Origin of the sequence: Streptomyces sp. NPDC004111, from assembly GCF_042874215.1 — a bacterium.
Lineage (GTDB): Bacteria > Actinomycetota > Actinomycetes > Streptomycetales > Streptomycetaceae > Streptomyces.
The window spans coordinates 152,576-165,061 of sequence record NZ_JBIAMU010000003.1 but is presented as its reverse complement, the minus strand read 5'-3'; the positions used below and the strand labels follow the sequence as shown (position 1 = coordinate 165,061).

Below are 12,486 nucleotides of genomic sequence, written 5' to 3'. Positions count from 1 at the left end.
GCGCTACCCCGATTCGGAGGTACGGCGACGGCGCCTGGTGGTGAACACCGCGCCGCCCACGATCAGCAGCACCAGGGCCCCGGCCCCGACAGCGGGCAGGTAGGAGCCCGTGTCGTGCGGGGCGTCGGCGGCCGGGGGCGCGTCGGCCACCTTCGGCCCGGAGGCCGCCAGGAGACCCGCCTTCGAGTGATCCCCTGCGGGCGTGCCCGTGGGGGTCGGGGCGGGAGGGGAGGTGGTGGGTGCTGTTGCCGTCGGTGTGGCGTGCGCCGACGGGGTGGCCGGGTTCTCCGGTGCGGTTTCCGGTCCTGGCCCGCCCGCCCGCGGGGTCTCCCGGTGCGCCGGGGGAGCGGCCGGCGGCGGTGCGGGGGCGGCCGGTGGGTTCAACGGAGCCGGTCCGGTGTTCACGTTCGGGGGCAGCGGCTTCGCGGTCCTGGTGTCCTTCGGTGCCGGCTTGCTGCCGGTCGGCCGGGTGTTCCTGGCGCGGAGCTGGTCGGGGGTGACCTTGGGGCGGCCCCGGGTGCCCTCGATGTCGGTGCCGCCGAAGATCCACAGGTCGACGCTGCCGGGGCGCGGCCGGTAGAGCATGGCGCCGAGCTGGCTGTACTCCCAGGTGTTCTGGCCGGGGTTGGCGTGCCAGTACGACCAGTAGGCGGAGGCGGGCGGGGTCAGTACGCAGTCGTCCTGCTCCGGTGGCGGGAACTGCTTGCCGCCCCGGTACCCGCTGTACCCGATCCGGCAGATGAAAGCGGGCCCGTCATGGCCGGTGCCTGTGGTGGCCCAGCCGCCCTGGTTGAGCAGCTCGTAGCCCGTGGTGGGGGTGGTGCCGCAGGAACGGTAGATGGGGCCGCCCCAGCGGCTGAAGTCCACGGCCAGCACGGCTCCCGAGGAGGTCGTGCACTGGCTCATGGGCTGCGGGAGCGCGTGCGCGGGGCTCGCGGTGGCGGCGAACGCGGCCACCGTCAGACCCAGTGCCGTCGCCGTGCGGGAGAGGGCGCGGGCGAGTGGACGCAGGCTCATCGCTGGGTTGCTCCTGTGTGCGCGGAGGGTCGTCGCTGGGTTCCTCGTGTGTGTGCGGAGGGTCATCGCTCGGTTCCTCCCGTGCGTGCGGTGCGGCCTCTGCGGGTGGCGAGGGTGAGTGCCCAGCCGCCCGCCACCAGGAGGGCCGCGGCTGCCGACAGCGCGCCGATCCGCGCACCCGTGGACGCGAGGAGGCCACCGCCGGCGGCGCCGGTGCCGGAGGTGTCCCCGGCGCTGACGATGCCGCCCGTGGCGCCGTCGCCGGTCCCGCCCGCGGCGGTGGTGCCGCCACCGGTGGTGGTGTCGACGATGCCGCCCGTGCCGCCCGTGCCGCCCGTGCCGGACGTGTCGCCCGCGTCGCCGGAGGTCTCTCCTGAGCTCTCTCCGGGGGTGACGATGCCGGTGCCTCCGGAGTGGGCGCCGCCGTCCGTCGCCGTACCGGTGGAGGCACTGCCGGTGGTGCCGGTGCCCGTGGTGGCGCCACCGGCAGTCGGGCCACCGGCAGTCGCGCCGCCTGCCGTCGCGCCGCCCACGGAGTTCCCGCCCGCGCTCTCGCCCGGGGGCTGCGGGCCGGTGCCGGTCAGATCGCGGTTGAGCCTGGCGAAGGAGACACCCGTCGTGCCGCCCACGGCCTGCGTCGATGCCCGCAGGTCCGAGCCCTTCTGGCCTTCCTTCGCGACGTTGAAACCGCCGTCCGTGTTCTGCTGTCCGGCGAGGAACGCGCGGGCCTTGGCGATCCGGGTGCTGTACTTGGCCGCGTCCAGGGAGAGTCCCTGCACCGCGAGCGCGGCCGAGTTGACCGAGTTGCCCGCCGCGCCGGGGAAGCCGCCGTCGGGCAGCTGCTGCGCCGCGATCCAGGCAAGTGCCTTGTCGACAGCGGTCCTTGACGCTGTGCCGCCGACCAGATCCAGAGTCATCGCGGCCATCGCGGTGGAGTCCACGTCCGAGTCGCCCGTCGCCGGTACGAGGCTCGGCCACGCACCCGAGGGGTGCTGGAGGCTCGTGAGATAGGCGATCGGCGCCCGCGCCGCCGCACTCTCGCCCGCCCTGAGCTGCGCCATGATGCCCAGCGACTGGGCGAACACGGAAGGGGCGTAGGCGTAGGCGCCCTTGGCCGCGCAACTGCGGTCCGGCAGGGTGCTCGGTGCGGCGCAGACGGATCCGCCGAGTGCGGCGATCAGGTCCTTGCCGCCGAAGGCGCGCGGGTCGCGGCCGACGGACTGTGCCAGCAGTGCCGTCTTGCCGATCGAACCGCCGCCCGCGTACTTCGTGCCGATCGCGGTCCAGTCGTGGACCGTGCGGCCCGCCGCGTCCTTGCCGCCCTTGTCGAGGAAGTCGACGATGCCGCGCAGCTTCGCGTTGTCGAGGCCGGTCGCGGCGAGCGCGTACGCACCGTCGATGGTCAGCCCGAAGTCGGCCCGGCCGCTGACCGGGTCCGCGGCGTAGTACTGGCCGCGGCTGAGGCGGGCGGGGGCGGTGAGGTAGCCGACACCCTTCTTCAGGTCCGGTCCCTCACCCGCGGGCGGGTCGACCGGCGGGACCACCGGCGGTTCGGCCTTCTCCGGCAGGGTCGCCAGACTCGTGCTCCGCGCGGCGAACACGGCGTGCACCGTCGGGTGGATCTCGGAGGTCTCCCCGCCGTCGAAGCCGATGCCGCCGTCGGTGAGCTGCTGCCGCGACAACCAGGCCAGCGCGGCGTCCGCGTACGCCGTGTCGCCCAGCGCGCGCAGGGCCTGCGCCGCGACCGCGGTGGTGAAGGGACTGCCGTCCGTCAGGCCGGTGGCGGCCGGGAAGCCGCCCTCCTTGAGCTGGGTCCGCTTCAGGTACGAGCGGGCCTTCGCCACGGCGCCGTCCTGGCCGCCGACCGCCCGGAGCGCCGGCAGCACCTGGCCGGTGGTCCACGGCTCGGGTTCGCAGTTCTGGCCGGGGCGGATCAGGATGCTGGTGAACCCGCCGCTCTCGCACTGCATGTCCAGGATCCGCTTGACCGCGTCGGTGGGCGGGGCGATACCGGCCCGCTTCACGGCGAGAAGGCCGAGGGCCTGCCCGTCGGTGTACCCGGCGTTCGGGAAGTCGCCCTTGGCGGTGCAGCCGGGCGTGGGGGTACCGGAGTCGGGGCCCGCCGTGCACAGGTGCTTCACCAGGTCGCCGGCCAGGTCGTGGTCCGCGAAGGCGCGTGGGTCGCGCCCGGTGCTCACTGCCAGCAGGGCCAGCCGGGCGGCGGCGTTGGTGTCGGGAGCACGGCCGGTGCCCGCCGGGTAGGCGTAGGCGTCGGTGTTCCTCGCCAGGAACGCGACGACCTTGTCCAGGTCGGTGTCCTTGGGCTGTGCGGAGGCCAGCGCCAGGGCGACCTCCGTGGTGAACCCGGTGTTCGGCTCCTCGGCGCCCTCCTCCACGACGCGCTCGCCGTCGGTGAGCCTGCCCTTGAGCCACTTCACGGCCGGCTCCACGGCGACCCGGCCCGGCGGAACGGTGGGCGCGGGCGGGTCCGCGGGGTCCGGCGGCACCGTACCGCCGCCCTTGGCGCGGACCTCGTCCGGAGTGAACGAGGGCTGCCCCGTCGTCCCCCCGATGTCGGTGCCGCCGAACACCCACGCGTCGACGTCGCCAGGCCGAGGCGTGCGGGCCATGGCCCCGTACTGGCTGTACTTCCAGGTCTTCTCGCCCTGCGAGGCGTGCCAGTACGACCAGTACGCGGTGGCCTGCGGGGTGACCTCGCACGGCTCGTCCCGCGGGGTCGGGAACTGGGTGCCGGACTCGTTCTCCGCGTGACCGAGGCGGCAGATGAAGGCGGGGCCGTCCTTCTTGGTGCCGACGGTGCTGAACCCGGCAGCGTGCAACAGGTCGTACCCGGTGGCCGAGTCGACGCCGCAGCCGCGGACGACCTTCCCCTTCCAGGGGCGGAAGTCCACCACGACGATCGCGCCGGTGGTCGCCGTGCACTTCTCGACCGGGTCGGCGGAAGCGGCCGAGGACGTGCCGGTGACGTACACGGCGCCGCCGACCAGCACGAGGACGGCCGCCAGGAGCGTCGATGCGAAGGCGGACAGGAACGGGCCGCGCGGCACCGGCCCTGACCCGGGCGTGCGCGCCAACCGGCCACGGCGGTACGTGAATCGGCGTCCTGGCTCTGCTGCGGTCCCCACTGCGGCCCCTCGTGTCGGCCGAGCGGGCACATGCGTGGCGAAAGAGGTCCGGGAGGCGAGGAACGCCCAGGAAGGACCAGTCGAACCACGCCGTAGTCCGCGACGGCGTCTCGTTCATGACCCAGGGGCGGGCATTCCGGCTCACCCACGGCATGCCTGCGGCACGGTGGGTCCACGGTTGCGGGTCAGCGCCGGGATTCGACCGGCTTCCCCCGCTCTCCTGAGCGAATAGCAGCCGGAGTGAAGCACGGGCCGCGTGGGCACGTCAAGGTTCCCTGGAAGTTGCGGAGTTCGTGTAACGTCCTGCTCCGCCACGTGGGGGAACCCGGTGCGAATCCGGGGCTGACGCGCAGCGGTGTGGAACGGAAGCAGCCGTTCCGAGCCCGAATGCCCAGGTGGCAGGCCACATCACGTACAGCTGTACCTCGCGAACGGACGGCGGTCAGGACATTCCCGAGGGCCCCGACGGGTGCCGCGGCGGGGACGTGCATGCCCGGCGTCCTCCACCTCAGGAGCAGTCATGTCCCGTTCTCGTACCGCCATGTCCGCCAGCACGTCCGGCAGACCGAACACGCCCTCCTCGCCCGCGCGTCGATCCCGTAGGGCGGCCCTCGTCGTGCCCGTCGCCGCCCTCGGCGCGTTCGCCCTCACCGTGCTGCCGGCCGCCGCGACCGCGACACCCGCGCAGATCGCCACCTCCAAGGCCAACGGCGTCGGCTACCTCAAGTCGCTTCAGGGCGCGGACGGTTCGTACGCCGGCTCCGGGCTCTCCCACGAGTGGGCGTTCAGCGCCTTCGCGGCGGCGGGCACCGCCGCCGTCGACGTCACCCCCGGCGGCGACACCTCCAAGAACGCCCGCACCGTCTACCGCGACCTCCTGGCCACCCCGGGCTGGCCGTCCGCGACCCCCGTCGTCACGGACTACGAACGCGGCGCCCTCAACGCGTACGCGGCGGGCATCGACCCGGCCCGCGTGTCCGCCTCCCGCAACCTGATCGCCGACGTCTACGGCCACTGGCAGACCGCGTCCCCCGGCTACTTCGGCTCACCGAACCTCTACAACGGCACCGTCTTCGCCGCCCTGGCCCTCGGCGGTACCAGGACGCAGGCCGGCGGCCAGCGGACACCCAAGGCACTGCTGGACGCGCTCGTCACCCGTATCCGGGCCAACCAGCACAACGACGGCGGCTGGACCTTCAGCAAGGCCGAGGGAGACCCGGCCGCCCTGAACTCCCCGAGCGACATCGACATGACCGGTGCGTCCATGGCCGCCCTGTGCGTCTCGGGAGTGCCGAACACCGACCCCGACATCGGCCGGGCCAAGACCTTCCTCAAGAGCAAACTGGTCAACAACAGCGGCGCCCTGGACTCGATGTACGGCATCAACACCGACTCCAACGGCTGGGCCGTCTCCGGCCTGAACGCCTGCGGCATCAACGCCCAGACCGGCGACTTCCGCACCCCGCTGGGCAAGACCCCCCTCGACTTCCTGATATCCCAGCAGTTCAACCCGGGCGGCGGCTTCAAGTACCTGCCCACCGACACCGCCCCGCAGGCGTACGCGTCCATCGACGCGCTGCGCGCCGTCGCGGGCGGCGGCTTCACGGCGGCCCCGCCCGCCCCGGTCACGGCGGGCGCCCCCCGGTGGGTGGCCGCCCCGTCCTTCACCGCCGGTACGGCCACGAAACTGGCACTGACCGTCGACGACGGGACGGGCGGCCTGCGGGTCTGCTCCGTCGCCTTCACCCCGACCGGGGCGACGGCCACCCTCGGCGACCTCCTCACCGCGGCCGGCAGCGGCGCGACCCCCGCGGGCTGCGTCACCTCCGCACTCCCGGCCTCCGGCGCGTCCGGCCCGCTGACCAGCGTCAACGGAAAGGCCAACGACGGCTCCCGGACCTGGAAGGCGAGCATCGACGGCTCCGCCTTCACGACGGCCGACCGCGGAACGCAGATCAAGGTGGGCGACACCGTGGCACTGCGCTGGGGCGCCTGACCGGAACACCGGGCGGACCGGGCCGCCCGGCGCGGGCCGCCCGGTCCGCGCCGGGAACGTCGGGCGATCAGCCCATGTGCGCGCTCATCACGCGCCGCGTGTTGCCGCCCAGGATCTTGAGGATGTCCTCCTCCGCGAGACCCCGGCGCAGGAGCGCCTCGGTGACCAGCGGCATGCCCGACGGGCCCTCCAGACCGGGGAAGTCGAACAACGGGTCCTCGGCGTCCGTGTCCTCGCAGCAGGGCGGGGTGACGTCGTGCATGACCTCGCGGACGAAGTCCGAGCCGAGCCCGACGTGGTCGACGCCGGCGACGGCGACGACGTGCTCGATGTGGTCGACGATCCGGTCTGCGCTCACCTTGTCCTGCTGATCGGTGAGGAAGTCCGGTATGAAGTTCACGCACACCACCCCGCCCGTGGCGGCCACGCCGCGGATCTGGTCGTCGGTGAGGTTGCGGTGGTGGTCGCGCAGCGCACGGGCGTTGGAGTGGGTGGCGATCACCGGCCGGGTGGCGAGTTCCAGGACGTGGGCGACGCCGCTCGCCCCCAGGTGGGAGATGTCGAAGAGCATGCCGAGGCGTTCCATCTCGTGCAGGGCCTCGACGCCGGGGGAGGTCAGCCGGCTGCCGGTGGCGTCCTCGCGGCTGCCGTCGGCGAGCGGTGTGCGCCCCCAGTGGGCGAGGGAGGCGATGCGTACGCCGAGCCGGAACAGGGTGGAGAACAGCTCCACGGAGGCGTCGACACCGGGCGCGCTCTCCAGCGCGAGCACGAGGGCGATCCTCCCCTGGGCGAGGGCCGCGTCGATGTCGGCGCCGTTGCGGCACAGCGCGACGTCGGCCGCGTTCTCCTCCGCCAGGACGTGGGCGCATTCGATCATGCGGAGGGTCTGGCGCAGCGCCCCTTCGGGACGGAACTGGTCGTCGATGAACACCGGCAGCACCTGGATGTCGATGCCGCCTTCGCGGAGCTGGGGCAGCCAGCGATCGCGGAAGAAGCCGCCCCAGCGCTTCGGCGGGCGGGCGGTGACGGCCATCAGGAGGTCGTTGTGCGTGTCGGCCACGACGGCGCGGCGGTGCAGGTCCAAGGACATGGGGTGATCCCTTCGGGAACGGGTCAGGAGTGGGTCAGGCGGGGAACGGCGTCGAGCAGCGCCCGGGTGTACGCGTGCTGCGGGGCGGTGGTCACCTCGTCGACCGGCCCGTGTTCGAGGAGGTGGCCGTGGCGCATGACGGCCACGGCGTCGCACACGTACCGCACGACGGCGAGGTTGTGCGAGATGAACAGCATGGTCAGGCCGAGTTCGGCGCGCAGGTCGCGCAGCAGGTTGAGGACCGAGCCCTGGACGGAGACGTCCAGGGCGGAGGTGATCTCGTCGGCGATGAGGACCTCCGGGCGGGCCGCCAACGCCCGCGCGATGGCCACGCGTTGGCGCTGCCCGCCGGACAGCTCGCGCGGGTACCTGCCCGCGCAGGAGGCGGGCAGGGAGACGAGTTCGAGCAGCCGCGCGATCTCCCGCGCCCGCTCGGCGCGCGGGACACGGACGCCCTCCGCGACGGCGTCGCCGATGCTCATGCGCGGGTTGAGGGAGGAGGAGGGGTCCTGGAAGACCATCTGGACCCGGCCGCGGGGGACGCCCGAGATCGTGCCCCGGTACGGGGTGAGACCGGCGGCGGCACGGGCGAGCGTCGACTTGCCCGAACCGGACTCGCCGACCAGGCCGGTGGCCCTTCCGCCCGCCACCTCCAGGCTGACGTCGTTCACGGCGGTGAAGGAGCCGAACCGCACGGTCAGGTTGCTGATCTTCACGGTGCCTCCCAGCAGGCCACCGCGAACCCGTCGGCGGCGGTGCGGAGTTCGGGGCGCTCCGTCGCGCACCGGCCGGTGGCGAGGGCGCAGCGGCCGGCGAAGGCGCAGCCTTCGGGGGCGTCGCCGGGGGCGGGCTGGCGGCCCGGAATGGTGGCCAGCGGGCGGGACCGGTCGGTGCCCATGTCGGGGAGGGAGCCGACCAGTGCCCGTGTGTAGGGATGCCGGGCCCGGTGGAGGGCGTCGGCGGGGAGTTCCTCGACGATGCGGCCCGCGTACATCACGGCGATCCGGTCGCACAGTTCGCTGACGACGGCGATGTCGTGGGAGATGAACAGGGCGCCGGCCCGGGTGTCGTCGACGACTTCGCGCAGCACCTTGATCACCTCGCGCTGGACCGTCACGTCGAGCGCGGTGGTGGGCTCGTCGGCGATGATCAGGCGGGGGGTGCCCATCAGCCCCATGGCGATGACGGCGCGCTGGCGCATGCCGCCGGACAGCTCGTGCGGGTACTGGCGGACGACCTGGGCGGGCCGCTTGATGTGCACCCGGGCGAGGCGTTCGACGGCGCGGTCCCGTGCCTCGGTGCGGGTGGCGCCGTCGTGCAGGACGGCGACCTCGGCGAGCTGGCCGCCCACGCGCAGGGCCGGGTTGAGGGCGGACGTCGGGTCCTGGAAGACCATGGCGAGCGAGGAGCCCAGCAGGCTGCGCCGTTCGGCGTCCCGCAACGTGTCGAGGTCCACCCCGCACAGCCGGGTGCGGGCACTGCCGGCCAGACCGGGGTGGGGCACGATCCGCCCGATGGCGGCGGCGGTCATGCTCTTGCCGCTGCCGGACTCGCCGACCAGGCCCACGATCTCCTGTTCGCGCACGGTCAGCGACACCTGGCGCACCGGAGTGAGGCCGCCGGGGAACGCCACGGTCAGGTCGCGCACTTCCAGGACCGCGTGGGGTACGGGGTCGTCCTCGGCCGGGGGTACGGCCGGGAGCACGGGCTTTCCGGCGGGGGGCCGGGAGTGTGACGCGGCCTGGGCGAAGGTGTCGCCGAGGAGCAGGAAGCCGAGGCCCGCGAGGGCGACCGCGGTGGCGGGCGCGACGACGACGGAGGGGGTGACGTAGACGTGGCCGAAGGCCTCGTTCAGCAGCCGGCCCCAGTCGTAGGACGGTGCCTGGACACCCATGCCGAGGAAGGACATCGCGGACAGGCCGAGCAGCGCGGAACCCATCGCCTGCGCGGCGTTGAGGATGAGCGGTTCCGCGATGTTGGGCAGGATGTGCCGGGTCAGGATGCGGCGGCGCGGCACCCGCAGCATGCGGGCGGCGGCCAGGTAGTCGGCGCCCGCGAGCGACGCGGTCAGGGTGTGGGTGAGCCGGGCGAAGGCCGGCGCGAGTGCGACGCCGATGCCCAGGACGGCGCCGCGCGCCCCCAGACCGGTGACGACAGCGGTGAACATCGCGAGGAGCAGGGCGGGGAAGGCGACCAGGATGTCGACCCCGGCCACGATCACGCGCCCGGCCCGGTGCGGGAGAAGGGCGGGCAGCGCGCCCAGCAGGACGCCGCAGCCGGTGCCGATCAGCGTGGCGAGGAGGGCGAGGCCCAGGGTGAGCCGGGTGGCGGTGAGGGTGCGGGCGAGCAGGTCGCGGCCGAGCGCGTCGGTGCCCAGCAGGTGCGCGGCCGAGGCCCCTTGGTTGATCCGGGCGGGGTCGATGCGGGTCGCGGCCGGTTCCCACAGCGGCGGGCCGACGAGGGCGAGCAGCACCATGACGGCGACCAGGGCGGCGCCGAGCAGGCTCGCGGGGTTTCTCAGCAGGCGGCGCATCAGCCCTCCTGACGGATGGCGGCGGACGAGGGGGCCGGTGCGGACTTCGGGTCGAGGAGGCCCAGCGCCACGTCGACGAGGAAGTTGACGGCCAGGACGAGGGCGCCGTAGACGAGGATCATGGCCTGGGCGACGGGGTAGTCCTTCTGCGTGATCGCTTCGACGGTGCGCTGTCCGAGGCCGGGCCAGGCGAAGACGTTCTCGACCAGGACACTGCCGGTGATCAGCCCGCCGAGGAGCAGGCCGCCCATCGTCAGGGTCGCGGTGAGGGTGTTGGGCAGCAGGTGCACCGCGTACAGCCGCAGGGCGGGCAGCCGTTTCGCGTGCGCCAAACGCATGTAGTCGGTGTCCAGTTCGCGCTGGGTCTCCACCCGGGCGAGGCGGGCGATCATCGCCGCGGGGGCGATCGACAGGGCGGTGACGGGCAGCAGGTAGGAGGCGGGTCCGGTCAGCCCGGCCGGTGGCAGCAGTCCCAGGCCCAGGGCGAACAGGAGCAGCAGCGCCAGGCCGTAGAGGTATTCGGGGATGGCGACGGCGGCGCCGGTGAGCGTGCTGAACGCGGTCTCCGTGCCGCGTCGGCGCCCCTTGTGGGTGCGCACCCCGGCCCACATGCCCAGGGGGATCGCCACGAGGAGGGCGACCAGCGTGGCGAGGACCGCCAGGGCCAGGGTGGGCGGCAGGCCCTGGGCGATGATGTCGCCGACCGGCTGCGAGGAGAAGAACGAGGTTCCCAGGTCGCCGCCCGCCACGTGCTGGACGTAGTGCAGGAACTGGGTGGGCAGTGCCTCGTCGAGGCCGAGTTCCGCGCGGCGGGCGTCCACGAGCTGCTTGGGGGCGGTGGGGCCGAGCATCTGCCGCAGCGGATCGCCCGGGACGAGGTGGATCATCGCGAACGAGGCCACGAGGAGCACCGCCAGCGAGACGGCGAGGCGCAGCAGGTGGCGGGCGAGGAAGCGCGGCGTCAGCCGCCGGGCGCGGCGCGGCAGGGCGGGAGGGGCGCTCACTTCGCCGCTCCCGTCATCCGGATCGACGTCGGGTCGAACAGCCCCGCGGTCATGCGGAACGTCGCCCGGTGGGTCGCGGTGGTGAGGGTCTTGTCGACGACGGGCACCAGGTCGCCGGAGGCGAACAGCGCGCTCTCCGCCTCCGCCCACTGCGCGCACCCCGCCGTGCCGGGAAGCCTGCTCGCCCGTGCGGTGAGGTCCTCGTACTTCTTGTTGCTGAGGTGGGCGAAGTTGCCGCCGTCGGGGGTGAAGGGGCCCGACAGCGTGCCGAGCAGCTGGGTGGGCAGCGTGACGCCGAGCGGCACCCAGTCCACGTCCCAGTCCTGGGTGACCGTCTCGACCTCGCCGTACGCGGCGTCCGAGAGGGCCCGCAGCCGTACGTCCGCGCCGACCTTCTGCCAGGCGTCGGCCAGGTACTCGGCGGCTGCCGCCATCGTCTCGCCGCCCGACGTGGCGTAGATCATGCGGAGGGTGAGGCTCTTGCCGCCCTTGCGGCGGATCCCGTCGCCGGAGCGGTGCCAGCCCGCCGCCTCCAGGGCCCGCTCGGCGGCCTGTGGCGCGTAGGCGGGGAGGTGGCCGTCGACCGTGTCGCCGGGGCAGGGCCGCGGCTGCATCACCAGCCCGGTGGGAGGCTGCCCGGTGCCGCCGGTGGCGATCGCGCCGAGCCCCTTCAGGTCGACCGCCCGGAGCAGGGCGGTGCGGACGGCGGGATCGTGGCCGGGGTGTCCGCTGCCCTGGTGGAAGAAGAACTCCTGGGTGCCGTTGGGCCGGTCCGTGGTGGTGATGCCGGGGACGTTGGTCACCCGGGCACGGTCGGGACCGGCGAACTGCGCGGCGTTCAACTGGTGGGAGAGCAGCAGGTTCGCGGCGGTGGACTCGCTGCTGACGACCTTGAGCACGACGGAGCCCGGCATGGCGGGATCCGCCGTGGTGGCGCCGCCGGGGCCCCACGTGTAGTCCGTGCGCCGGGTGAAGGTGTACTGCTGGTTCGGGCGGGCCGACGTGAGCCGGAAGGGACCCGATCCGGAGGTGCCGCTTTGGAGGAGCGAGCGGTCCTTGAGGCCCTTGCCGCACACCACGAACAGGTAGCGGGTGCTCTGCAGGATGAACGCGAACGGCTTCGGGGTGGACAGGGTCACCGTGCCCGCGGTGTCGTCGGCCTTCGCCCTCAGTCCCTCGGGGACCACGACGCCGGAGGCGGGCGACTTGGTGGCCGGGTCGGTGACGTGGTCGACGTTCGCGGCGATCGTGCCGGCCGTGACCGGGCTGCCGTCGCCGCAGGTGACCCCGCGGCGCAGGGTGAAGGTGACCGAGGACGGCTCGACCTGCCACTTCTCGGCCAGCCCCGGCACGACACGGCCGTCGGGCCCGATGTTCACCAGGGTGTCGTACGCCAGCGACAGCGCGGTGTACGTGGTGGTGTTCTGCACCTGTGCCGGATCGAGCAGACCGGGGTCGCTCTTGATCGCGAAGCTGAAGGCGTCACCACCGGCCGACCCGGCCTGGCCGCTGCCACTGCCGCAGCCGGCCACCAGCAGCGACGCCGCGAGACACGCGGCCGTCGCTCGGGCTCTGTTCATTCGGGCTCCCTTGAGGCGAAAGGTTGCCTCACATTCGCGGCTGCTGGCCGGAATTGATTCGGACCGGACGACAAAGAAGAAGTGCCGTCTTCGGAGCCCGGTCCCAAACGGGCCGCGCCC

The 12,486-nt window shown here is 73.4% G+C and carries 8 protein-coding genes and 2 riboswitches; of the genes, 1 reads left to right on the top strand and 7 read right to left on the bottom strand.

All coding sequences use genetic code 11. The features are described from left to right. Positions 1 to 3: 3 nt before the first annotated feature. Together ACFYVL_RS07755 and ACFYVL_RS07750 are read right to left on the bottom strand one after the other, a co-directional pair. Positions 4 to 1,017: a hypothetical protein gene (locus tag ACFYVL_RS07755; protein ID WP_389241950.1), complete on the bottom strand. Its 1,014-nt coding sequence runs from the start codon at positions 1,015 to 1,017 to the stop codon at positions 4 to 6. Positions 1,018 to 1,079: 62 nt separating this feature from the next. After that, positions 1,080 to 4,085, bottom strand: a complete 3,006-nt coding sequence (locus tag ACFYVL_RS07750; protein ID WP_389241949.1) for a prenyltransferase/squalene oxidase repeat-containing protein — start codon at positions 4,083 to 4,085, stop codon at positions 1,080 to 1,082. 186 nt (positions 4,086 to 4,271) lie between these two features. Continuing rightward, positions 4,272 to 4,418: riboswitch (cobalamin riboswitch) on the bottom strand. A 63-nt stretch (positions 4,419 to 4,481) separates the two neighbouring features. Continuing rightward, positions 4,482 to 4,556: riboswitch (cobalamin riboswitch) on the top strand. A gap of 148 nt (positions 4,557 to 4,704) precedes the next feature. Here ACFYVL_RS07750 and ACFYVL_RS07745 point away from each other — a divergent pair. Continuing rightward, a complete protein-coding gene (locus ACFYVL_RS07745; protein WP_389242548.1) occupies positions 4,705 to 6,159 on the top strand; it encodes a hypothetical protein in 1,455 nt (484 codons plus the stop codon). Between the two features lie 67 nt (positions 6,160 to 6,226). On the opposite strand, the gene ACFYVL_RS07740 is transcribed toward ACFYVL_RS07745, so the two are convergent. The 5 genes from ACFYVL_RS07740 to ACFYVL_RS07720 are packed head-to-tail and all read right to left on the bottom strand — an operon-like array spanning position 6,227 to position 12,366. Continuing rightward, a complete protein-coding gene (locus ACFYVL_RS07740) occupies positions 6,227 to 7,249 on the bottom strand; it encodes a dipeptidase (protein ID WP_389241948.1) in 1,023 nt (340 codons plus the stop codon). Between the two features lie 23 nt (positions 7,250 to 7,272). Next, entirely contained in the window at positions 7,273 to 7,965 is a 693-nt protein-coding gene (locus tag ACFYVL_RS07735) for an ABC transporter ATP-binding protein (protein WP_389241947.1), read from the bottom strand. Continuing rightward, positions 7,962 to 9,782 carry a dipeptide/oligopeptide/nickel ABC transporter permease/ATP-binding protein gene (locus tag ACFYVL_RS07730; protein ID WP_389241946.1) on the bottom strand — a complete coding sequence of 607 codons (1,821 nt, stop codon included), beginning with the start codon at positions 9,780 to 9,782 and terminating at the stop codon, positions 7,962 to 7,964. The genes ACFYVL_RS07735 and ACFYVL_RS07730 overlap by 4 nt, the downstream gene beginning before the upstream one ends. After that, positions 9,782 to 10,786: an ABC transporter permease gene (locus ACFYVL_RS07725; protein ID WP_389241945.1), complete on the bottom strand. Its 1,005-nt coding sequence runs from the start codon at positions 10,784 to 10,786 to the stop codon at positions 9,782 to 9,784. The genes ACFYVL_RS07730 and ACFYVL_RS07725 overlap by 1 nt, the downstream gene beginning before the upstream one ends. Beyond that, positions 10,783 to 12,366: an ABC transporter substrate-binding protein gene (locus ACFYVL_RS07720; protein ID WP_389241944.1), complete on the bottom strand. Its 1,584-nt coding sequence runs from the start codon at positions 12,364 to 12,366 to the stop codon at positions 10,783 to 10,785. Before ACFYVL_RS07720 ends, ACFYVL_RS07725 begins: the two co-directional genes overlap by 4 nt. Between the last annotated feature and the right edge of the window lie 120 nt (positions 12,367 to 12,486).